23 protein-coding genes are annotated in these 21,511 nt (G+C 73.8%); 9 read left to right on the forward strand and 14 right to left on the reverse strand.

The window, feature by feature from the left end:
* Nucleotides 1-109 precede the first annotated feature (109 nt).
* Complete coding sequence (locus tag ACY1JF_RS23640) at nt 110-292, reverse strand: hypothetical protein (protein WP_462707228.1); 183 nt, start codon at nt 290-292, stop codon at nt 110-112.
* Between the two features lie 357 nt (nt 293-649).
* Nucleotides 650-1,603, reverse strand: a complete 954-nt coding sequence (locus ACY1JF_RS23645) for an ROK family protein (protein ID WP_462707229.1) — start codon at nt 1,601-1,603, stop codon at nt 650-652.
* Between the two features lie 207 nt (nt 1,604-1,810).
* Here ACY1JF_RS23645 and ACY1JF_RS23650 point away from each other — a divergent pair, with 207 nt between their 5' ends.
* Nucleotides 1,811-2,851, forward strand: coding sequence for a LacI family DNA-binding transcriptional regulator (locus tag ACY1JF_RS23650; RefSeq protein WP_462707230.1), 1,041 nt, complete (start codon nt 1,811-1,813; stop codon nt 2,849-2,851).
* 309 nt (nt 2,852-3,160) lie between these two features.
* On the opposite strand, the gene ACY1JF_RS23655 is transcribed toward ACY1JF_RS23650, so the two are convergent.
* The 4 genes from ACY1JF_RS23655 to ACY1JF_RS23670 form a co-directional block, all read right to left on the reverse strand.
* Nucleotides 3,161-4,123 (reverse strand): electron transfer flavoprotein subunit alpha/FixB family protein, encoded by a 963-nt coding sequence (locus tag ACY1JF_RS23655; RefSeq protein WP_462707231.1) that lies wholly within the window; start codon nt 4,121-4,123, stop codon nt 3,161-3,163.
* A gap of 56 nt (nt 4,124-4,179) precedes the next feature.
* Nucleotides 4,180-4,968 carry an electron transfer flavoprotein subunit beta/FixA family protein gene (locus ACY1JF_RS23660; RefSeq protein ID WP_462707232.1) on the reverse strand — a complete coding sequence of 263 codons (789 nt, stop codon included), beginning with the start codon at nt 4,966-4,968 and terminating at the stop codon, nt 4,180-4,182.
* Nucleotides 4,969-5,187: 219 nt separating this feature from the next.
* Entirely contained in the window at nt 5,188-5,697 is a 510-nt protein-coding gene (locus tag ACY1JF_RS23665) for a flavin reductase family protein (RefSeq protein ID WP_462707233.1), read from the reverse strand.
* Between the two features lie 135 nt (nt 5,698-5,832).
* Complete coding sequence (locus tag ACY1JF_RS23670) at nt 5,833-6,132, reverse strand: TlpA family protein disulfide reductase (protein WP_462707297.1); 300 nt, start codon at nt 6,130-6,132, stop codon at nt 5,833-5,835.
* Nucleotides 6,133-6,491: 359 nt separating this feature from the next.
* Here ACY1JF_RS23670 and ACY1JF_RS23675 point away from each other — a divergent pair, with 359 nt between their 5' ends.
* Nucleotides 6,492-7,220 carry a lysophospholipid acyltransferase family protein gene (locus ACY1JF_RS23675; protein WP_462707234.1) on the forward strand — a complete coding sequence of 243 codons (729 nt, stop codon included), beginning with the start codon at nt 6,492-6,494 and terminating at the stop codon, nt 7,218-7,220.
* Between the two features lie 10 nt (nt 7,221-7,230).
* Here the strand turns inward: ACY1JF_RS23675 and ACY1JF_RS23680 are convergent, their stop codons facing one another.
* From ACY1JF_RS23680 to ACY1JF_RS23695, 4 genes are all read right to left on the reverse strand, one after another.
* Entirely contained in the window at nt 7,231-7,824 is a 594-nt protein-coding gene (locus tag ACY1JF_RS23680) for a transglutaminase domain-containing protein (RefSeq protein ID WP_462707235.1), read from the reverse strand.
* A gap of 87 nt (nt 7,825-7,911) precedes the next feature.
* Nucleotides 7,912-8,982 (reverse strand): threonine aldolase family protein, encoded by a 1,071-nt coding sequence (locus tag ACY1JF_RS23685; RefSeq protein WP_462707236.1) that lies wholly within the window; start codon nt 8,980-8,982, stop codon nt 7,912-7,914.
* Nucleotides 8,979-9,734: an SDR family NAD(P)-dependent oxidoreductase gene (locus ACY1JF_RS23690; RefSeq protein WP_462707237.1), complete on the reverse strand. Its 756-nt coding sequence runs from the start codon at nt 9,732-9,734 to the stop codon at nt 8,979-8,981. Before ACY1JF_RS23690 ends, ACY1JF_RS23685 begins: the two co-directional genes overlap by 4 nt.
* A gap of 44 nt (nt 9,735-9,778) precedes the next feature.
* Nucleotides 9,779-11,176 (reverse strand): DUF6421 family protein, encoded by a 1,398-nt coding sequence (locus ACY1JF_RS23695; protein ID WP_462707239.1) that lies wholly within the window; start codon nt 11,174-11,176, stop codon nt 9,779-9,781.
* A gap of 200 nt (nt 11,177-11,376) precedes the next feature.
* On the opposite strand from ACY1JF_RS23695, the gene ACY1JF_RS23700 reads away from it, so the two are divergent.
* Nucleotides 11,377-12,096, forward strand: a complete 720-nt coding sequence (locus tag ACY1JF_RS23700; protein ID WP_462707240.1) for a glycerophosphodiester phosphodiesterase — start codon at nt 11,377-11,379, stop codon at nt 12,094-12,096.
* A gap of 4 nt (nt 12,097-12,100) precedes the next feature.
* Here the strand turns inward: ACY1JF_RS23700 and ACY1JF_RS23705 are convergent, their stop codons facing one another.
* Nucleotides 12,101-12,649 (reverse strand): GNAT family N-acetyltransferase, encoded by a 549-nt coding sequence (locus ACY1JF_RS23705; protein WP_462707241.1) that lies wholly within the window; start codon nt 12,647-12,649, stop codon nt 12,101-12,103.
* Nucleotides 12,650-12,732: 83 nt separating this feature from the next.
* Between ACY1JF_RS23705 and ACY1JF_RS23710 the strand changes: the two genes are divergently transcribed.
* Nucleotides 12,733-13,125 (forward strand): VOC family protein, encoded by a 393-nt coding sequence (locus ACY1JF_RS23710; protein WP_462707243.1) that lies wholly within the window; start codon nt 12,733-12,735, stop codon nt 13,123-13,125.
* Between the two features lie 255 nt (nt 13,126-13,380).
* A complete protein-coding gene (locus ACY1JF_RS23715) occupies nt 13,381-14,157 on the forward strand; it encodes a VOC family protein (protein WP_462707298.1) in 777 nt (258 codons plus the stop codon).
* A gap of 26 nt (nt 14,158-14,183) precedes the next feature.
* On the opposite strand, the gene ACY1JF_RS23720 is transcribed toward ACY1JF_RS23715, so the two are convergent.
* Complete coding sequence (locus tag ACY1JF_RS23720) at nt 14,184-14,822, reverse strand: MarR family winged helix-turn-helix transcriptional regulator (RefSeq protein ID WP_462707299.1); 639 nt, start codon at nt 14,820-14,822, stop codon at nt 14,184-14,186.
* A gap of 35 nt (nt 14,823-14,857) precedes the next feature.
* Complete coding sequence (locus ACY1JF_RS23725) at nt 14,858-16,546, reverse strand: FUSC family protein (protein ID WP_462707244.1); 1,689 nt, start codon at nt 16,544-16,546, stop codon at nt 14,858-14,860.
* A gap of 174 nt (nt 16,547-16,720) precedes the next feature.
* On the opposite strand from ACY1JF_RS23725, the gene ACY1JF_RS23730 reads away from it, so the two are divergent.
* From ACY1JF_RS23730 to ACY1JF_RS23745, 4 genes are all read left to right on the forward strand, one after another.
* The gene (locus tag ACY1JF_RS23730; RefSeq protein ID WP_462707245.1) at nt 16,721-17,257 is read left to right on the forward strand and encodes a DUF5134 domain-containing protein; all 537 of its coding nucleotides are present in this window, start codon (nt 16,721-16,723) and stop codon (nt 17,255-17,257) included.
* 88 nt (nt 17,258-17,345) lie between these two features.
* Nucleotides 17,346-18,080, forward strand: coding sequence for a phosphatase PAP2 family protein (locus ACY1JF_RS23735; RefSeq protein ID WP_462707246.1), 735 nt, complete (start codon nt 17,346-17,348; stop codon nt 18,078-18,080).
* A 9-nt stretch (nt 18,081-18,089) separates the two neighbouring features.
* Complete coding sequence (locus ACY1JF_RS23740; protein WP_462707247.1) at nt 18,090-18,779, forward strand: HAD family hydrolase; 690 nt, start codon at nt 18,090-18,092, stop codon at nt 18,777-18,779.
* Nucleotides 18,780-19,219: 440 nt separating this feature from the next.
* Complete coding sequence (locus tag ACY1JF_RS23745; protein WP_462707248.1) at nt 19,220-19,912, forward strand: TetR/AcrR family transcriptional regulator; 693 nt, start codon at nt 19,220-19,222, stop codon at nt 19,910-19,912.
* Here ACY1JF_RS23745 and ACY1JF_RS23750 read toward each other — a convergent pair.
* Nucleotides 19,900-21,402: an LVIVD repeat-containing protein gene (locus ACY1JF_RS23750; RefSeq protein ID WP_462707249.1), complete on the reverse strand. Its 1,503-nt coding sequence runs from the start codon at nt 21,400-21,402 to the stop codon at nt 19,900-19,902. The two genes, ACY1JF_RS23745 and ACY1JF_RS23750, sit on opposite strands and share 13 nt — an antisense overlap.
* Between the last annotated feature and the right edge of the window lie 109 nt (nt 21,403-21,511).

Here is a 21,511-nt window from a genome sequence, read left to right on the forward strand (position 1 = left end):
GGGCCCCGCACCCCCGCCCCCGGTAACCCCCCCCCGTTTGCGGTGGGGCCAACCGGCCCCGGGCCCCCGGGGGGGGCCCCCGGCGCCGGGTGGCCGGGTGCCGTGCCGGTCAGTCCTTCGGCGTCTCCTCCCGCGGGGCGAGGACGTCCTCGCCGGTGTCGGCGTGACCGAGGGCGTCCGTGGCGGTGTGCCGGTCGACGGGCAGGTCGGCCACGCCGTGCGAGGGGGTGACGGCCGCGACCACGAAGCCGGCGGCGAGGGAGGCGATGGCGAGCATGCTGCGCTTCTTCATACCGGGTTCAACTGCTCCGGCGGCCGGAGGTCACCCGCCGGTTCCCTCCCGGCCGCGCCTCGGGTGCCGCCGCCGTCACGCCCACCGCACCCCGGCAGTCCGCCACCGTCCGCCGCCGTCAGGAGCGCCCCCGCCGCCGTCAGGTCCGCCCCGCACCCGAACACCCGCCAGGCCCCGAACGCCCGCCGCCGTCGCGCCCGCCGGCCCCGGGCACCGACCGGGCCCACGACGGCCGCGCCCCGGACGCCCCCGACGTCATGTCGGCCGACGTCATACGGGCCGCGCCCCGCACACCCGCCGACGCCCTGGGGCCGCGCCCCGCACACCCTCCGGCGACGACGTCGTGCCCAGCGCGCCTCACACGCCCGCCGCGGTGACGCCGGCCCTCCTGGTGAGAGCCGCCGCGGCCGCGCCCACCAGTCCCGCGTCCGTTCCCATCCGCGCGGGCGCGACCGTCAGGTGCCGTACGAAGGAGAGGGTCGCGTACTCGGCCAGGGCCCGGCGCAGCGGCGCGAAGAGGACCTCGCCCGCCTTGCCGACGCCGCCGCCGATGACGGCGATGTCGATCTCGACGAGGGTCGCGGTGGCCGCGATGCCGGCGGCCAGCGCCCGCGCCGCCCGCTCGAAGGAGGAGACGGCCACCGGGTCGCCGTCGCGGGCGGCGGCGGCCACCGCGGCGGCGGAGGCGTCCCCGTCGGCTCCCGGACGCCAGCCGTCCTCCAGGGCACGCCGCGCGATGTTGGGACCGCTCGCGATGCGCTCCACACAGCCGCGCGCACCGCACGGGCACGGGTCACCGTCGAGATCCACACTGATGTGGCCGATGTGGCCGGCGTTGCCGGTGGGGCCGGGGTGCAGCCGTCCGTTCAGGACCAGGCCGCCGCCGACGCCCGTCGACACCACCATGCACAGCGCGTTGTCGTGGCCGCGGGCGGCGCCCTGCCAGTGCTCGGCCGCGGTGATCGCCACCCCGTCGCCGATCAGCTCGACCGGCAGGTCACCCGCGACGTCCCGGACCCGGGCCACCAGCGGATACTCCCGCCAGCCGGGAACGTTGACCGGGCTGACCGTGCCGGCCGACGCGTCCACCGGCCCGGCGCTGCCGATGCCGACCGCCGCGGCGCGCGCCCACAGCGGCGCCGCCGTCAGTTCTCCGAGCACCCCTTCGACGGCCCCCATCACGGTGTCGCCGCTCTCCCCCGCGGGGGTGGCGCGCTGGGCGCGCACCAGGATCCGGCCGTCACCGTCCACCAGCGCACCGGCGATCTTGGTGCCGCCGATGTCCAGCGCGGCCACGAGGTCGGTGTCCATCAGAGTCGGTTCTCCCCGTCAGCCGTCGACAACACGAGCGCGTCGCGCTCTCCGCGATGGACAGTGTCCACCCGATCTGACAACGTTGTCCAGGCTCTATGCTCGACGCCACATCCTCATACGACCCCATGGGCGAACCCGCCCCGTGGATGACAGGAGCCGTCGCTTCCCGTGGACGACAGGACAGGATCCCCCATCGTGCCCGACATGGCCCGCACCGCACACCGCAGCAGCGGGAACCGTTACGGCAACCGTCCGACCATGAAGGACGTCGCCGCCCGCGCCGGTGTCGGCCTGAAGACCGTCTCCCGCGTGGTCAACGAGGAGCCGGGGGTGACCCCGGAGACCGAGCGCCGCGTCCAGGAGGCCATCGACGCGCTCGGCTTCCGCCGCAACGACAGCGCACGGGTGCTCCGCAAGGGCCGCACCGCCAGCGTCGGCCTGGTCCTGGAGGACCTCGCGGACCCGTTCTACGGACCGCTCAGCCGAGCCGTGGAGGAGGTGGCCCGTTCGCACGGCGCCCTGCTCATCAACGGGTCCAGCGCGGAGGACCCGGAACGGGAGCGGGAGCTGGTGCTGGCCCTGTGCGCGCGGCGGGTGGACGGACTGGTGGTGATCCCGGCCGGGGACGACCACCGGTATCTGGAACCGGAGCTGAAGGCCGGGGTCGCCACGGTCTTCGTGGACCGGCCGGCCGGTCATGTCGACGCGGACGTGGTGCTGTGCGACAACTTCGGCGGCGCCCGGGACGGAGTGGCCCACCTCATCGCGCACGGCCACCGCAGGATCGGCTTCATCGGTGACATGCCCCGCATCCACACCGCCGCGGAGCGGCTGCGCGGCTACCGGGCGGCGATGGAGGACGCGGGCATACCGGTGAAGGACTCCTGGACGTCCCTGGGCGCCACCGGCCCGGAGCGGGTGCGCCGGGCCGCCGAGGAGATGCTCGCGGACCCGCATCCGGTCACCGCGATCTTCACGGGCAACAACCGGGTGACGGTCACCGTGATCCGGGTCCTGGCCGAGCACACTCGCGGTGTCGCCCTGGTCGGCTTTGACGACATCGAACTCGCCGACCTGCTGCGGCCGGGGCTCACCGTGGTCGCCCAGGACGCGGCGGCCCTGGGCCGGACCGCCGCGGAGCGCCTCTTCGCCCAGCTGGACGGCGGGCTGCTCGTCCCCGAACGCGTCGAACTCCCGACCCGGCTGATAGCCCGCGGCTCGGGCGAGCTGCCCCCGGCGGACTGACGGCGGACCCGCACGCGTCACCGGGCCGCAGCCGTCAGGCCGCCGCGCCAGGGAGCCGAGAAGGCCTGCGGACGGGCGCGGGTCGGCCCGGTCAGGCGGGCGACCTCGCCCGGATCGACCGGATCCTGGTCACCCCGGGCGTCACGGTGCACCGCGCGGCGGTCAACCCGTTCTCCCGGGACGGGCGGTTCCCGAGCGGTCACCTGCCGGTGCAGGCGTCACTGGCCCTCGGCTGAGGGGGCCGGGACGGCCGGGGCCCCCGCGCCCGGTGACGGTCGCGGGGGCCCCGGCGCGGGCTCCTGGGAAGGCTCAGCCCTTGCGGGCCTTGATCTCCTCGGTGAGCTGCGGGACGACGTCGAACAGGTCGCCGACGACGCCGTAGTCGACCAGGTCGAAGATCGGGGCCTCGGCGTCCTTGTTGACCGCGACGATGGTCTTCGAGGTCTGCATGCCCGCGCGGTGCTGGATCGCGCCGGAGATGCCGGAGGCGATGTAGAGCTGCGGGGAGACGGACTTGCCGGTCTGGCCGACCTGGTTGGTGTGCGGGTACCAGCCCGCGTCCACGGCGGCGCGCGAGGCGCCGACGGCCGCGCCGAGCGAGTCGGCGAGCGCCTCGATGATCGCGAAGTTCTCCGCACCGTTGACGCCACGGCCGCCGGAGACGACGATCGCGGCCTCGGTCAGCTCCGGGCGGCCGGTCGACTCGCGCGGCGTGCGCGAGGTGACCTTGGTGCCGGTGGCGGCGGCGGAGAAGGACACCGACAGGGTCTCGACGGCGCCGGCGGCCGGGGCGGGCTCCACGGCGGCGCTGTTGGGCTTGACCGTGATGACCGGGGTGCCCTTGGAGACGCGGGACTTGGTGGTGTAGGCGGCGGCGAACACCGACTGGGTGGCCACCGGTCCCTGGTCGCCGGCCTCCAGGTCGACGGCGTCGGTGATGATGCCCGAGCCGATGCGCAGCGCGAGACGGGCGGCGATCTCCTTGCCCTCGGCGGAGGACGGGACCAGCACGGCCGCCGGGGAGACGGCCTCGACGGCGGCCTGGAGGGCGTCGACCTTCGGTACGACCAGGTAGTCGGCGTACTCGGCGGCGTCGTGGGTGAGGACCTTCACCGCGCCGTGCTCGGCGAGGGCGGCGGCGGTGTCGGCGGCGCCGTTGCCCAGTGCGACGGCGACGGGCTCGCCGACGCGGCGGGCCAGGGTGAGCAGCTCGAGGGTCGGCTTGCGGACGGCGCCGTCCACGTGGTCGACGTAGACGAGAACTTCAGCCATGGGACTTCTTCTCTCCTGCTTACGGGATGTGAGGGGCGGTCAGCGGAACGCGGGGCTCAGATGAACTTCTGGCCCGCCAGGAACTCGGCGAGCTGCTTGCCGCCCTCGCCCTCGTCCTTGACGATCGTGCCCGCGGTGCGCGCCGGGCGCTCGGCCGCCGACTCCACCACCGTGTAGGCGTTCTCCAGGCCGACCTCGTCCTCGTCGATGCCGAGGTCGGACAGGTCCCAGGACTGAACCGGCTTCTTCTTGGCCGCCATGATGCCCTTGAAGGACGGGTAACGGGCCTCGCCCGACTGGTCGGTCACCGACACGACCGCCGGGAGGGACGCCTCCAGCCGCTCGGAGGCGGCGTCGCCGTCACGGCGGCCCTTGACCGTGCCGTCCTCGACGGAGACCTCGGACAGCAGGGTGACCTGCGGCACGCCCAGGCGCTCGGCGAGCAGCGCGGGGACGACGCCCATGGTGCCGTCGGTGGAGGCCATGCCGGAGACGACCAGGTCGTAGCCGGCCTTCTCGATCGCCTTGGCCAGCACCAGGGAGGTGCCGATGGCGTCGGTGCCGTGCAGGTCGTCGTCCTCGACGTGGATCGCCTTGTCCGCGCCCATCGACAGCGCCTTGCGCAGCGCGTCCTTGGCGTCCTCGGGACCCACCGTCAGGACGGTGATCTCCACGTCGTCGTCGGAGTTCTCCGAGATCTGGAGCGCCTGCTCGACCGCGTACTCGTCCAGCTCGGAGAGCAGACCGTCCACGTCGTCCCGGTCGACGGTCAGGTCATCGGCGAAGTGCCGGTCGCCGGTGGCGTCGGGCACGTACTTCACGGTGACAACGATCCTCAAGCTCACGCCGGCTCTCCTACTGCGTCGACATTTCCGTTGCTGCCTCTTGCAGGCAGCATAGGCGCCCCAAGCGGCCGATCCCGGCCGGGGCGACCCGCACCCCGTCCGAAATATTACTCGTCAGTACACTCAGTTCGTGCCCGCTGAGCAAGCGCTTTGAACTGTGACCTTCGCAACGCAGCGTAACCGGAACCCGACGACTCCGTTCGAGCGCCCCCTCGCTGGTCAGCCGCGCAGGCCGACGAATCCCCCCTGGTGGTAGACGAGGGGCCGGCCGTCGCCGGCGGGGTCGCCGAGCAGCACCTCGGCGAGCACGATGCGGTGGTCCCCCGCGGGGACGCGGCCGACGACCCGGCAGACCAGCCAGGCGAGGACGCCGTCCAGGACGGGCACCCCCTCGGGGCCCGTACGCCAGGCGGTGGCCGGGCCGAAGCGGTCGGCGCCGCTGCGGGCGAAGGTGGCGGCCAGGTCCCGCTGGTGCTCGCCGAGTATGTGCACGCCGACGTGGCCGGCCTCGGCGATCACCGGCCAGCTGGAGGACCCGGTGCCGACACCGAAGGAGACCAGCGGCGGCTCCGCGGAGACCGAGGTGAGGGAGGTGGCGGTGAAGCCGACGGGGCCCGCGTCACCGCGCGCGGTGATCACGGCGACGCCCGCCGCGTGCCGCCGGAAGACGGACCGCAGCAGGCCGGGGGTGTCGGATCGGAGGCGGGCCAGGTCGGGGGTGACCGTCATGCGTGAGTCCTTCTGCGCCGCGCCCCGGCCGGGGAAGGGATGGCCGGAGGCTCAAGTGTCAGGCTGACGACAGGTGGCGTGCACCGTCAAGCGGGTGTTCCGGAATGCGGAACCCAGGGCGTCGAGGAGGCGCCGTCACACGGCCTCCCCCAGTGCGGCGATCACGTCCGCCTTGCGCGGCTGCCCGGCGGCCCGCCGCACCACACGGCCCTCCGCGTCCAGGACCAGCACGGTCGGCGTCCTGACGACGCCCAGGGCGCGGACCAGCTCCAGGCGGGCCTCGGCGTCGATCTCGACGTGGGCGACGCCCGGCACCAGCCCGGCGACCTCGCGCAGCACCCGGCGGGTGGCCCGGCAAGGGGCGCAGAAGGCGCTGGAGAACTGGACGAGCGTGGCCCGCTCCCCCAGCCCCGCGCCCAGCTCGGCCGCGCCCAGCCGCCCGCCCCGGCCCCGTCCGCCCTCGTCCCGTCCGTCCTCGTCCCGTCCGTCCTCGTTCCGTCCGTCCTCGTTCCGCCCGCTCGCGTCCCGCCGGTCCTCGTTCCGCCCGCCCACGCGCACGCTCCCGCCTCGATCCGGTCCCCCGCCACGCCGTGCAGCGCCCGCGGGGCGCGGAAAGATTCCCGTCCGTCCGCCGCACGAGGGGGACGTGATGAGAATCTCGCCTTCTACAGGCACCAGGGCTGGTACGCCGGTCGTTCTTCGGGCACGATCTGCGGCAAGCCGTAAACCTACGGCTGCGTAAGTTTCTCTGGGAGTCCCCTCCCCAGGCGAAGAAGGAAGGGTCCGCGCCGCCCATGGCAGAACTCGTCTACCGTCCGGCCATCGGTCTCGCCCGCACCCTGTTCAAGGTGTGGGACCTCAAGATCGACTGCCAGGGTTCGGAGAACATCCCGCGCTCGGGCGGCGCCGTACTGGTGAGCAACCACATCAGCTACCTGGACTTCATCTTCGACGGCCTGGCCGCGCTGCCGCAGAAGCGGCTCGTGCGCTTCATGGCGAAGGAGTCGGTCTTCCGGCACCGGGTCTCCGGCCCGCTGATGCGCTCGATGAAGCACATCCCGGTCGACCGCAAGCAGGGCGAGGCCGCGTACGCGCACGCGCTGGACTCGCTGCGTGCCGGTGAGATCGTCGGGGTCTTCCCGGAGGCGACGATCTCGGAGTCGTTCACGCTCAAGAGCTTCAAGTCGGGTGCGGCGCGGCTGGCGCAGGAAGCGGGCGTCCCGCTGGTGCCGATGGCGCTGTGGGGCACCCAGCGGCTGTGGACCAAGGGCCACCCGCGCAACTTCAAGCGCAGCCACACCCCGATCACCATCCGGGTCGGCGAGGCGGTGGAGGCCCCGCGCGAGCAGTACGCGGGCGCGATCACGCGCCGTCTGCGCGGGCGCGTGCACGAGCTGCTGGAGGCCGCTCAGCGGGCCTACCCGGTGCGCCCGAAGGGCCCGGAGGACACCTGGTGGATGCCGGCCCACCTGGGCGGCACCGCCCCGACGCCGGAGCAGGTCCGCGCGGCCGAGGCGCACTGACCCCGAAGCGCTACAGGGCGGCCGGCAGGGTCCGCCACAGATGCGGCCGGTCGGTGGCGGTGCGCAGGGCGTGCAGCACGGCCGGATGCGGCGCGGCGTGCAGCAGCGGGAGGTCCGCCTCGCCGGCCCCGGCGTCCGGGGTGAAGGCCAGCCGTTCACCGTCCAGGGAGAACCGGGCGTCGACGCCGGGCTTGTTCCCGCGCGGGTCCTGCCGGTGCCAGGCGCCGTTGAACCGTACGGCGACCAGTCCGTGCACGACGTGTCCGCCGCCGTCGTCGTGCAGCAGTCGCTGGTAGCAGAACGCGGTGGGGATGTCCTCGGCCCGCAGCAGCGCCGCCAGGGCGTGGGCCTTGGCGTAGCAGATGCCGGTGCGCCGCTCCAGGACGTCGGAGGCCCGCCAGGTGACGCGCGGGTCGCCCGAGTCCTGCGAGTGCGGCACGGCGTCCCGGACGAACTCGAAGGCGAGCCGCGCATAGGCATACGAGTCCTCCGCGTCTTCGGCGAGGCGCGCGGCCGTCTCCCGGACCAGCGGGTGCTCATGGTCGATGACCTCGTCGGCGGCCAGATAGGCGGACAGGTCAGGGGTTTCCTGGATCAGCTCCATGCCCGCAGAGCATAGGAAAGCGATCACCCAAGGTCAATAGAATTCCAGGTGACCGCATACCTATGCATCGCTGCCCTTGTGCCGCGCCTATCGGGCCATCTCCTCCTTGAGCGCCGCCACGAACGCGTCCACGTCGTCCTCGGTGGTGTCGAAGGCGCACATCCAGCGGACGTCGCCGGCCGTCTCGTCCCAGAAGTAGAAGCGGAACCGCTTTTGCAGGCGTTCGCCCGCGTCGTGCGGCAGCCGGGCGAAGACGGCGTTGGCCTGCACCGGGTGGAGGATCTCCACGCCGTGCACGGCGCGCACGCCCTCGGCCAGGCGCTGGGCCATCTCGTTGGCGTGCCGGGCGTTGCGCAGCCACAGGTCCTTGGCGAGCAGCGCCTCCAACTGCACCGAGACGAAGCGCATCTTGGAGGCGAGCTGCATGGACAGCTTGCGCAGGTGCGGCATGTGGCGCACGGCGTCCTGGTTGATGACGACGACCGCCTCGCCGAACAGGGCGCCGTTCTTGGTGCCGCCCAGCGAGAGGATGTCGACGCCGGCCGCGTTGGTGAAGGTCCGCATCGGGACGTCGAGGGAGGCGGCGGCGTTGGCGATCCGGGAGCCGTCCAGGTGCACGGTCATGCCGTGCGCGTGGGCGTGGTCGCAGATCGCACGGATCTCGTCGGGGGTGTAGAGGGTGCCCAGCTCGGTGCTCTGGGTGATCGAGACGACCTGGGGCATGGCGCGGTGCTCGTCGTCCCAGCCGTACGCCTGCCGGTCGATCAGCTCGGGGGTGAGCTTGCCGTCGGGGGCGGGGACGGTGAGCAGCTTGAGGCCGCCCATGCGTTCGGGGGCGCCGCCCTCGTCGACGTTGATGTGCGCGCTCTCGGCGCAGACGACCGCGCCCCAGCGGTCGGTGACCGCCTGGAGCGCGACGACGTTGGCACCGGTGCCGTTGAAGACCGGGAACGCCTCGGCCGTGGGCCCGAAGTGGCCGCGGATCACCCGCTGGAGGTTCTCCGTGTACGCGTCCCCGCCGTAGGCGACCTGGTGGCCTCCGTTGGCCAGGGCCAGGGCGGCGAGCACCTCCGGGTGGGCCCCGGCGTAGTTGTCGCTGGCGAAACCGCGTTCTGCGGGGTCGTGACGGCGACGCGCGTCGGTCTTCGGGGGGTTCACGGCTTCTCGGTCAGCCACAGACGGGTTCCGTTCACTTCCGCGGCGGGCTTCTCCCAGACTCCGGCGACCGCCTCGGCCAGGTCCTTGACGTCCGTGAAGCCCGCGAACTTCGCGTTCGGGCGCTCGGCGCGCATCGCGTCGTGCACCAACGCCTTCACCACCAGGATCGCAGCCGCCGAGGTCGGCCCCTGCCCGCCCCCCGCCTTGCGGAAGAAGTCCGCCATGGCGAGCGTCCACGCCTCGGCGGCGGCCTTGGCGGCGGAGTACGCGGCGTTGCCCGCGGTCGGTTTCGTCGCGCCGGCCGCGCTGATCAGGACGTACCGGCCGCAGTCGCTGCGCTGGAGGGCCTCGTGGAAGGCGAGGGAGGTGTGCTGGACGGTGCGGATGAGGAGCTTCTCCAGCAGGTCCCAGTCGCCGAGGTCGGTCTTGGTGAAGGTCTGGCTGCCGCGCCAGCCGCCCACGAGGTGGACCAGGCCGTCGACGCGGCCGTACTCCTTCTCGATCCCGTCGGCCCAGGCACGTGCGGCGTCCAGGTCGAGCAGGTCGACGGTCTCGCCGGTGACGGTGGCGCCGCCGTGCGCGTAGCGCGCCGCGTCCACCGCCTCCGCCAGCTTCTGCGGGTCGCTGTCCGAGCCGACGACCGTCGCCCCCGCCTCGGCGAGCCGCAGCAGCGCGGCCCGTCCCGCGGGGCCGCCCGCGCCGGCCACCGCGATCACCGCGCCGTCGAGCGCCCCGTTCTCCCTGGACCCCATGGTCCTCGCCTCCCGAGCCGTGTTCCCGTCGTCGGTGCCGTCGCTCACGCGGCGGTCCGCTCGGCGCCGTCCGCCGTGATGCCCCGGGTCGATGCGATCACGTTCTTGAGCTTCTTGGACAGGGCCTCGTAGAACATGCTCAGCGGAAACTCGTCCGGCAGCACGTCGTCGACCAGCTTGCGCGGCGGCAGGGTCAGGTCGAGGGCGTCGGGGCCCTTGGCCCACTTGGAGCCCGGGTGCGGGGCGAGGTAGGCGGAGACCAGTTCGTAGCCCGCGAACCAGTGGACGAGTTTGGGGCGGTCGATGCCGTCGCGGTAGAGGGTCTCGATCTCCGCGCAGAGCTGGTTGGTGACCCGCGGGGCGCGCTCCCAGTCGATCGAGAGCCGGTTGTCGGTCCAGCGCACGACGTCGTGCTTGTGCAGGTAGGCGAAGAGGAGCTGGCCGCCGAGGCCGTCGTAGTTGCGGACGCGTTCACCGGTGACCGGGAAGCGGAACATCCGGTCGAAGAGGACCGCGGTCTGCACGTCCCGGGCCTGCGGCACGCCCTCGGCGGCGAGCCGCACGGCCTCCCTGAAGGCGGTGAGGTCGCAGCGCAGCTCCTCCAGGCCGTACATCCAGAACGGCTGGCGCTGCTTGATCATGAACGGGTCGAAGGGCAGGTCGCCGTGGCTGTGGGTGCGGTCGTGGATCATGTCCCAGAGCACGAACGCCTCCTGGCAGCGCTGCTGGTCGTGGACCATCGCGGCGACGTCCTCGGGCAGTTCCAGGCCCAGGACGTCGACGGCGGCGGCGGTGACGCGGCGGAAGCGGGCGGCCTCGCGGTCGCAGAAGATGCCGCCCCAGGTGAAGCGCTCGGGGGCCTCGCGCACGGCGATGGTCTCGGGGAAGAGGACGGCGGAGTTGGTGTCGTAGCCCGAGGTGAAGTCCTCGAAGGCGATGCCGCAGAAGAGCGGGTTGTCGTAGCGGGTGCGCTCCAGTTCGGCCAGCCACTGGGGCCAGACCATGCGCAGCACGACCGCCTCCAGGTTGCGGTCCGGGTTGCCGTTCTGCGTGTACATCGGGAAGACGACCAGGTGCTGGAGGCCGTCGGCGCGGTGCGCGGCGGGCTGGAAGGCCAGCAGCGAGTCGAGGAAGTCGGGCACCTGGAAGCCGCCCTCGGCCCAGCGCCCGAGGTCGGCCACGAGGGCCTCGTGGTACGCGCGGTCGTGCGGCAGCAGCGGCGACAGCTCCCGTACGGCGCCGGCGACCCGGCGGACGGCTTCCTCCGCGGCGGCCCGTTCCGGAGCGCCCTCGGCGGTGAGGTCGATGGACCCGTCCTTGGCCTGCCAGGGACGGATACGCTCCACGGCGTCCTTGAGCACGGGCCAGGCGGGGTGCTCCACCACCCTGTCCGCCGGAGGGGGCCGCTCCTCCGTACCCGGCCGCACAAGAATTTCCGTCATGTCCCATCCTCCACTGGAGAACCTCGCGTAAGAGCACCGTATGCACACAAGGTTTCCCTCATCAAGAGGAACCTCGGGAAATTATCCTGCTGCACCCCGGAGTTCACCGCACTTTTTCCTGTGGGGCGCCGGGCAGGGGCGGCTCCGCCGGGAGGTTAGGCTGCGGGTCCTGTCACCGTCCGACGGAAGCGGGTCGCGCCGTGGACCTCCTCACCATCGGCCACCGGGGTGTCATGGGCGTCGAGCCCGAGAACACCCTGCGCTCCTTCGCCGCCGCCGAGCAGGCCGGGCTCGACATGGTCGAACTCGATCTGCACCTGAGCGAGGACGGCGCCCTCGTCGTCATGCACGACACGGATGTGGACCGCACGACCGACGGCACCGGCCCGGTCGCCGGGAAGACCCTCGCCGAGCTGCGCGCGCTCGACGCGGGGCGGGGGGAGCGCGTCCCGGTGTTCGAGGAGGTGCTCGACGCCGTGTCGCTGCCGTTGCAGGCGGAGATCAAGGACGTGGCGGCGGCCCGGGCCCTGGCCGAGGTGATCAACGCGCGGGGGCTGGCCGGGCGGGTGGAGGTGTCCTCGTTCCACGACGAGGCGGTCGCCGAGGTGGGCCGGCTGGTGCCGGGCGTACGCACCGCCCTCATCTCCGGCCTCTCCCCCTCCCGGACAGACCCGAGCGGAAGGGCCCCCGTCGGCACCGGCATCGTGGAACGCGCCGTCGAGGCCGGTGCCGCGACCGTCTGCCTCAACATCCGCCGGCTCACCCTGGAGACCGTGGAACTGGCCCGCGAGGCGGAGCTGAGGATCATCGGCTGGGTGGTCAACACCCAGGAGCACCTGCGCCTGGCGCGGGCCTTCGGCCTGGACGGCGTGACGACCGACTACCCGGGGATCGAGCGCACCGGCCGCTCCACCGCCTGAATCCTCAGGACAGTTCCTTGACCAGCAGCTCGAAGGCGAGGTCCGCGCGCCGCGGTACACCGAAGCGCTCGTCGCCGTACGGGAACGGGCTGGTGCGGCCGGTGCGGCGGTAGCCGCGCCGCTCGTACCAGGCGATGAGGTCCTCGCGCGCCGTTATCACCGTCATGTGCATCTCGGTCGCGCCCCAGTCCGTACGGGCCCGCCGCTCGGCCTCGGCCAGGACCGCCTTGCCGAGGCCGGCGCCCTGGAGGACGGGGCGGACGGCGAACATCCCGAAGTAGGCGTGGTCCCCCCGGCGCTCCAGCTGGCAGCAGGCGACGATCCGCCCCTCCCGCTCGGCCGTCAGCAGGGTGCCGCCGGGCGTCTCGATGACCTCCCGCACGCCGTCGGGATCCGTCCGCTGCCCTTCGAGGAGGTCCGCCTCGGTGGTCCACCCGGCCCGGCTGCTGTCGCCCCGGTACGCCGACTCGACCAGCGCGACGAGCGCGTCGACGTCGGCGACGGTGGCGTCGCGGAAGGTCAGGTCGGTGACGAGGCGGTCGGCGGTGTCCATGGAGCACGTCTCCCTCGGGTGCGGTGCGGCGCGGTGCGGCGCGGGCAGCGTCGAGCGTAGCGCTGCCGTTAGGCTCCGGACGCATGGTGCATGTACTTAGCAGCCGTATCCTGCTCCGTCCCGTCGACCCCGACCGCTCCCGCGCCTTCTACGGCGAGCAGCTCGGCCTCGCCGTCCACCGGGAGTTCGGTACCGGTCCGGAACGCGGCACCGTCTACTTCCTCGGCGGCGGCTTCCTGGAGGTCTCCGGCCGCGCCGAGGCCCCGGCCGCGCCGGGGCTGCGCGTCTGGATGCAGGTGGCGGACGCGGCGGCGGCCCACGACGAGCTGCGGGCCAAGGGCGTGCCGATCGTGCGGGAGCCGGTGCGCGAGCCGTGGGGCCTGGTGGAGATGTGGATCGAGGATCCGGACGGGACCCGGATCGTCCTGGTGGAGGTCCCCGGCGACCATCCGCTGCGCTACCGGCCGGGTGTCTGAGCCGGTCCGCACGGGCGGGGCGGACCGTCGCCCGCCGCCGGCCGGAGCGGCGGCGGGCCGGGGGCGGCGGAGCGCCGGGGGCGGTGGGCGGCCGGGGCGCCGGAGCGCCGGAAACGGCAGACGGCCGGAACGGCGGCGGGCCGGGAACGGCGGACGGCCAGGGCTCCGGATGGCCGGGGCGGGTGGTCGGGCTTAGCGTGCTGGAGGGGGACGCCGACCGCCGCGGAAGGGACGCCTCGCACCATGCCCGACGTGATGGAGACGGACCCGCCCGTGCCCGGCGGGCCCTGCTGGGCCGAGCTGGGGACCAGTGACGTCGAGGCCGCCCGGCGGTTCTACACGGGGCTGTTCGGCTGGTGGCCCCGGACGGTCGCGGGCCGGGCGACCGGCGGCTACACACTGGCGTGCCTCGCGGGCACGCCGGTCGCCGGGCTGGCCCCGCTGTACCGGCCCGAGCAGCCGGTCGGCTGGGACGTGGCCTTCGCCGTGGCCGACGCGGACGCCGCCGCCCGGCGGGTGACGGCGTCCGGCGGCGCGGTCCTGTCCGGCCCGTTGGACGTGACCGACGCGGGCCGTCTGGTGGTGGCGGTGGACCCGGGCGGCGCCGTGTTCCAGCTGTGGCAGGCCGGCGCCTTCGCGGGCGTGGCCCCGCCGGGGGTGCCCGGTTCACTGGGCTGGGCGGAACTGCTGACCCGGGCACCGGAGCGGGCCGCGGACTTCTACGCGGCGGTCCTCGGCTGGCGGCTGGGCGGCCCGATCGGCGCGAGCGGCTCGCCGCGGTGGAGCGTCGGCGGTGTGGAGTTCGGCTCGATGGTGACCATGGACGACAAGTTCCCGCACGAGGTGCCCGCGCACTGGCTGCCCTACTTCGCCGTGGCGGACGTCGACCGTGCCGCCGCCGGCACCACCGGCGGGCACGGCACCGTCCTGATGCTGCCCACCTCGCTGCCCGAGGGCCCGCGCATCGCGGTGCTGCGGGACCCCCAGGGGGCGATGTTCGGGGTGTACGGGACGGGCGGCGGCCGGGGCTGACGCGCCGCCGGACCCGGGTTTCGGGGTCAGGCGCGCGGCACCCCGAGGCGTCCTTCCAGCTGGACGAGGAGTTCGCCGAGCAGCCCGGCCAGCGCGCCGCGGCCGGGGGTGTCCAGGCCGGACAGGACGGCGGTCTCGTAGGCGAGCTGCTCGGGCAGGATGCCGTCCACCGTGTCGCGCCCGGCGTCGGTGAGGCGGACGTGGGCGACCCGGCGGTCCCGGGTGTCGCCGCGGCGTTCGACCAGGCCGCGCTCGGTGAGCTGCTTGAGGCGCTTGGTGACGGCGGCGCCGGAGGAGAAGGTCTCGCGGGCCAGCTCTCCGGGGGTCAGCTCGTGCCCCGTGCGGCGCAGGGCGCCCAGGAGGTCGAACTCGGGCCGGCTGAGCCCGGCCCGGCGCAGCGGCGCGTCCTCCGCCTGCTGGAGGAGGGCGGCGCAGCGGTTGATGCGGCCGATGATCTCCATGGGGCCGGTGTCCAGGTCGGGGTGGACGGCCTGCCACTGCCGGACGACGCCGGCGACGGTGTCGCCCCTCGCGGGCCCGGGGAAACCGGCCTCTACCGGGCCGGTCGCCTCGCCCGTTCCCGGCCCGGTCGCGCCGCCCTTCCCCCGCCCCGCCGCGCCTCCCGCCCCCGGCCCGGTCACGCCGGCCCTCCCCGGCCCCGTCATGTCGTCCCTGGTCGCCGAGGGCCGGTCGGTTGCCGTCATGGCTTCGCGTCCTCCGTTGTCATGCCCGAGTCCTGGTCCGCGCCGGCCGTCCGGCGGCGCACCGTAGCGGCGAGGGTACGGTGTCCGGCCTGCTCGGCGAGTACGACCCTCTCCTGCGGCAGGGCCCGCTGCCACCACTCGCCGGCCGCCGCTTCGGCGGTGGCCCGCAGCTCGGTCAGGGCGGCGGCGAGCGCACGCCGGGCGGTCTCCAGGCCGGCCGGGTCGGGGCGGGGTCCGGCCAGCAGTCGCGCGGCGTGCTCGCGGGCGCGGTCGGCGGCGGTCACGGCCTCCTCGACCCGGGAGGCCGCGCGCCGGTTGGTGACGGCCACCGCGGCCAGGAGACCGACCACGGCGCCGACCACGGTGTCCAGCAGACGCTCGGTGATCAGTTCCCCGGGGTCCTGGTAGCGGACGAACTCGCTGATGAGCAGCGCCATGGGGGTGACGCAGACGGTGCCGATCCAGTAGTTGCGGCTGATGGACGCCTCCGCTCCGAAGGCGCAGGCGAGGCAGAGCAGCACGAGGAACGCCTGGTGGAGGTGGGCGACCGGGGCGATCACGGCGAACAGCAGCACTCCGGCGAAGTTGCCGACGACGCGCTGGACGGTCCGGCTCCAGGTGAGGGTCAGGTTCGCCTGGTAGAGCGCCGCGGCGGTGACCAGGGCCCAGTAGGGGCGGCCGACGCCGATCGCGAGGGAGGCCCAGCCGGCCAGGGCGCAGCCGAGGGCGGTGCGCACCGCGATGGGGGCGAGCGGGCCCGCCCGGTGCCACAGCGAGGGCGGGCGGACGGCCCGTTCGGTCTCGACGCCGAGCAGTTCCTCGGCGTCGGCGGCGCTGTCCCCGGTGCTCGGGACGCGGCCGGTGCCGCGCAGGTCGCGGGCCCAGCCGCGCAGCTGTTCCGGGTCGGTGCCGACGGGCGCGGCGAGCGCGACCTCGGCGCGGACGACCAGGCGTTCCAGGGCGCGGCGGGTGGCCGCGCGGGTACCGGACGCCGGTACGGCGAGCAGGGCCTGCCAGGCTGCCTGGACGGCGGCGTACCCGGCGGCACGGGCGCCGGCGTGACCGTCGTCGGTGCCGCGGGTGTCGGCGTACGCGGCGGCGGCGTACAGGGCCGCCGCGGTGGCGCGGCGCTCCGGGCCGTGCGGGCGGACCAGGCCGGGAGCCATGCCGACGACCCAGGCCCAGGCGCCCGCGGCGAGGGCGAGGGCCAGGTGAGCGGGGACCTGGCCGAGGGTCTGCGGGACGAACAGGGCGGCCGAGCTGATGAAGGTGGGGATGACGTTGCCCGGCGGGCCGATGCGGGTGGCGTCGCACAGCGTCTTCTGCGCGGCGGCCAGCAGGGCGCCGACGGCGACCAGCACGGCGGCGTCGTCGGTGAGCGACGCGCTGACCAGGGCGACGGCGAGGCCGCCGACCATGCCGAGGATCACCCACACCAGGGCGCGGGCGCGGGCGGCGTAGGGGCGGTTGTGGGCGTACAGCGCGCACATGGACCCGGCCATCGTGTACATGGCCAGGTCGAGCCGGCCGAGCGCCAGCAGGGTGAGGTTGGGCGGGGCGAGCGAGGCGACGGAGCTGAGCGCGGGCTTGAACCAGATGTCGGAGGGGCGGCGCGGACGCAGCGCGGCGGCCAGCGGGAGGCGGCGGGTGCGGACGGTGCCGGGGGTGGGGGTCGCGCTGCTCATACAAATACTTTAGCAGGTGTTTTACCCGTAAAGAATATGGCTTTCCCCCGGGCGGGTCCGCCGCCTCCCCGGGGTCGCGCTCCCGCGGGTGCCCCTCGGATGCCTCCTTGCGCTCGCGTGCGCGCCGCACGCCGCGGGCATCCCTTGACCGACGGCCGAGCGAGGGAGGGGCGCGTGCACGGACCGGTGTCCTCCGGCTGGCTGCTGGTCGCGCTGTGCGCGGTGACCGGCGCCTACTGCCTGCTGCGGATGCGCAGCGACGTCGAGGAGCAGCGCCGCGCCGCGGGCGGCGAGGCGCTCATGGGGTTCGGCATGGCCGCGATGGCCGTGCCCGCGGCCGTGGTCACCCAGCCGGCGTGGGTCTGGCCCGTCTACGCGGTGGTGTTCGGCGCGGCCGGGCTGCGCGCCCTGTGGGCCGCCCGGAACGGCCGCCGCCATCTCCACCACCTGGTCGGCACCGGGGCGATGGTCTACATGTCGCTGGTGATGGCCGCCGCCCCCGGGCACGGCCACGGCGGTTCCGGCGTGCCCCTGCTCACCGGCGTCCTGCTGCTCTACTTCACCGGGTACGTGCTGCTGGCCGGGGTCCGCCTGGTGCCGGTGCCCGCGGCGGCCGGCCCCGCGGGCGGGTGGGGCGACCGGCCGGAGCTGGCCCGCGCCTGCCGGCTGTCGATGGGGATCGCGATGCTGGCGATGCTGGCGATGCTCTGAACTCACGCCGCAGGAGCGCCGGGAGCCCCCGGCCGTCCGCGAACACCGGAATTGGCCCCCCGGCCGCCGGGTCGGCGAGGATCTCACCATGCAGACGCCCTACCCAGACTCCCCGCCCCGTCCACCGCGGCCCCGCACCGCGCTCCGCGCCGTGTCCCGCACCGCCTGGATCCTGGCGTCGTGCTCGGTGCTGCTGCTCGTCCTGGTCGCCGCCGAGTGGCGCCCGCTGATCGACCTGGACACCGGCGTCTCCCGCACCACGCACCGCTGGGCGGTCGAGGAGCCCGGCGTCACGCAGGTCTTCCGTGTCCTGACCGACTGGGTGTGGGATCCGTGGACGATGCGCCTGCTGTGCGCGGCGGCCGCGCTGTGGCTGGGGCTGCGGCGCGACGCCTGGTGGACGGCGCTGTGGCTGGCGGCGACGTGCGCGCTGGCCGCGCTGGTGCAGCAGGTGCTGAAGGCGGCGGTGGGCCGTGCGCGACCGGTCTGGCCCGACCCCGTGGACAGCGCCCACTACGCGGCCTTCCCGTCGGGCCACGCCATGACCGCCGCCGTGGTCTGCGGCCTGCTGCTGTGGCTGCTGCACCACTACGCCGCCGCCCGCGCCGCGTGCCTGGCCGCGACGGCCCTGGCCGTGGTCTCCGTGGCCGGCGTCGGCCTGACCCGGGTCTGGCTCGGCGTCCACTGGACCACGGACGTCGTCGCCGGCTGGCTCATGGGCGCGCTGACGGTGTGCCTGGCGGTGTCGGTCCACCGTCGCCGGTGGCCCGGGCCGGCAGCGCGCCGGACCGCCCCCTCGCCCCGGGACAGTTCCGCCTCGTAGGATCCCGGCATGACAGCGGTGCTCTTCGACTTCTCCGGCACCCTCTTTCGCGTCGAGTCCTGCGAGGCGTGGCTGCGCGCGGTGCTCACCGAGGCCCAGGTCCACCTGTCCGAGCCGGAGGTGGCCCGCACCGCGCGGGCGCTGGAGGAGGCGGGCGCGCTGCCGGGCGGGGCGGCGCCCGCGCGGGTGCCGGAGGAACTGGCCGCCGTGTGGGAGACCCGGGACGAGACGCCGGAGCTGCACCGCGCGGCGTACACGGGGCTCTCCCGCCGGGTGCCGCTGCCCGACCCGGCGCTGCACGAGGCGCTGTACGAACGGCACATGAAGCCGGCCGCCTGGCGTCCCTACCCCGACGCCGCCGAGGTGCTGCGCGCGCTGCGCGAGCGCGGGGTCGCGGTCGGCGTCGTCAGCAACATCGGATGGGACCCGCGCCCAGTCTTCCGGGAGCACGGGCTCGATCCTTACGTGGACACCTACGTGCTCTCCTTCGAGCACGGCCTCCGCAAGCCGGACCCCGCCCTGTTCGCCGCGGCCTGCGCGGCGCTGGGCGCCGACCCGGCGCGCACCCTGATGGTCGGCGACGACCGCCGCGCGGACGGCGGCGCGGCGGCCCTCGGCTGCGCGGTGCACTTCGTCGACCACCTGCCGGTACACGAACGGCCCGACGGGCTGCGGCCGGTGCTCGGTCTCGTCCCCTGACGAGCCGCGGCGAGCCCGACGGCCGCGCGAAAGGCTCTCCCCGGGCGTGGGGGTCATCCGAGGAGCCCTGCGGCGAGCGGGCCGGGTCTCTTCACCGGCACCGCGGGCGCGGCCGGCGGCGTGGCCGGCGCCGGTGCTGTGACGAGCGGCTGAACGGGCGCCGGCGGGGCCGGTGGCACCACGGGCGAGCCGGAGGCGCTGTCTTCCGTGATCCCCCCTGGATGTGACGGAGAGGGGATGCCACCGCTGGATGGTGTCGGTCCGGCCGACGGCGGCCGAGGATCCACCGGGTCGGCACAGGGCGCTCGGCGTCCACCGCCGACCTTGGACGATCCCCCGCGTCGCCCAAGGTGGGCGGTGGCCGGACTCACCCGCGGCGGAGCGGGTCCGGTAGCGCCGAGTATAGTTGGCTGGCAGCCAGTCAACGCAGGAGTCACAGCATGTCCCCGCGGAGCGCCTCAGTCAACGAAGAGTTGCGCCGGCGCTCGCAGGAGCGATTGCTCCAGGCAGCGGTGGAGCTGGTCGGTGAACGGGGTTACGACGCCACCACCTTGGGCGACATCGCCGACCGGGCGGGGACGGCGCGGGGGCTGATCTCGTACTACTTCCCCGGCAAGCGCAGGCTCGTGCAGTCCGCCGTGCACCGGCTGATGCACCGCACGCTGGAGGAGGCGCTGGAGCGGGAACCGCGCTCCGGCGACGGACGGGAGCGGATGGCGCGGGCGATCGACGCGGTCCTGGGCCTGGCCCGTGACCGGCCGGTGCTGATGCGCCAGCACATGGCGGGCCTGCTGCACCCCGAGGGCTTCGTGCCGTGCCCGGAGCAGCGGCGGCTGGCCGAACTGCTGCGGGACACCGTCGCCCGGCACGGCTCGCGCGACGTGGACCGGGACTATCCGATGCTGCGGGCCCTGCTCATGGGCGCCGTCTACGCCGCGCTGATGCCGGGGGCGCCGATGCCGGTGCCGGTGCTGCGCGCCGAACTGTTCGCGCGCTACCGGCTGGCGTGGGACATGGGTGTCCCGCCGGACACCGGGGCGTCCGGCGGGAGACACGACACGGACACGGACCTGTCGCGCTTCTTCGCCACTTCACCGGCCCCTGCGGACCGGCCGGAAGGTCAGTCGAAGTAATCCGGCTGCGTCTGGACGTTCAGCTCGTCCAGGCGGACGCGCTTGGCCGCGTCCGTGCGCCGGTCGCTGAGCTTGAGCACGTCGAAGCCCTTGGCGATGTCGTTCGAGTAGATGTGGCCGTTGTAGTAGTACGCCGACCAGGAACCGCCGGTGACCATCGTGTCGGTGGACAGCGGGCCGCGCTCGAACCAGGCGATCTCCTTGGGCTTCGAGGAGTCGGTGAAGTCCCAGACGGAGACGCCGCCCTGGTACCAGGCCTGGACCATGAGGTCCTTGCCCTTGACCGGGATCAGCGAGCCGTTGTGGGCCACGCAGTTCTCGGTGTCGGCCTGGTGCCGCGGGATCTTGAAATAGCTGCGGAAGACGAGCCTGCTCTTCTCGCCCTTGCCGACGATGTCGTAGATGCCGTCGGCGCCGCGGTTCGGACCGATCTCCGCGTTGCAGGTGGCCGCGCCGCCGCCACCCAGCTCGTCGGTGAAGACGACCTTCTTCGCGGTCTGGTTGAAGGTCGCCGAGTGCCAGAACGCGAAGTTGACGTTGTCCTGGACACGGTCGATGACCTTCGGGTGCTCCGGGTCCTCGATGGAGAACAGGATGCCGTCGCCCATGCAGGCGCCCGCCGCCAGGTCCTTGGAGGGCAGCACGGTGATGTCGTGGCAGCCGGTGGTCTTGGTGACGCCGGGGTTGGTCGGCGCGCCCGGGTTGCCGCCGCCGTCGGGGCCCTCACCGGGGAACAGCACCGGGAAACCGACGACCGCCGCCTTCTCGGGGGCGTTGCGCGGCACCTTGATGACCGAGATGCCGTCGTGCGGCGGCTGGCAGTCGGGGTAGGACGCGCTCGGCGAGTACGAGGAGACGTAGATGTAGACGTTGCGGCGCTCGGGCACGATCGTGTGGGTGTGCGAGCCGCAGGCGGTCTCGACGGCTGCGACGTACTTCGGGTTGCGCACGTCGCTGATGTCGAAGACCTTCATGCCCTCCCAGGAGGACTTCTCGGTCGCCGGCTGGGTGGTGCTGTTGCAACTGTCGTCGCTGCGCGAGGAGTCGGTCGACAGGAACAGCAGGTCGCCGGAGACGGAGATGTCGTTCTGCGAGCCGGGGCAGAGCACCTGGGAGACGGTCTTCGGCTTCTTCGGGTCGCTGATGTCGAAGACGCGGAAGCCGTCGTAGTTGCCGGCGAAGGCGTACTTGCCCTGGAAGGCCAGGTCCGAGTTGGTGCCCGGCAGCACGTCCTTGGGAACGTTGGCGAGGTGCTCGATGTTGCCGGAGTGGACGATCTCGTCCTGGCCGGGTATCTCGCCGCTCGCGATCGCCTCGCTCGCCTCGGCCCGCGCGCTCTTGGAGACCTCCTTCGACGCGGCCGGACTGTCCCCGGGGTCGGGGGTCGCCGCCACCGGCGAGGCGGTGAGCAGCGCGGCCAGCAGCCCGGCGGCGGCCGTGGCGACTCCCAGACGTCTGCGCCGTGTTCTCGGGTCGTTCAACAGGATCACTGCTTCCTCCCTGGGTCCGTTCGCGTTCGAACGGTGCGTCCATGCCGCAGTATCGTCTTCGGCATGCTCATACCAACAGGGGGCAACAGAGTCGTAATGAAGTTTTCCG

Source organism: Streptomyces sp. SYSU D01066-1, assembly GCF_054956795.1.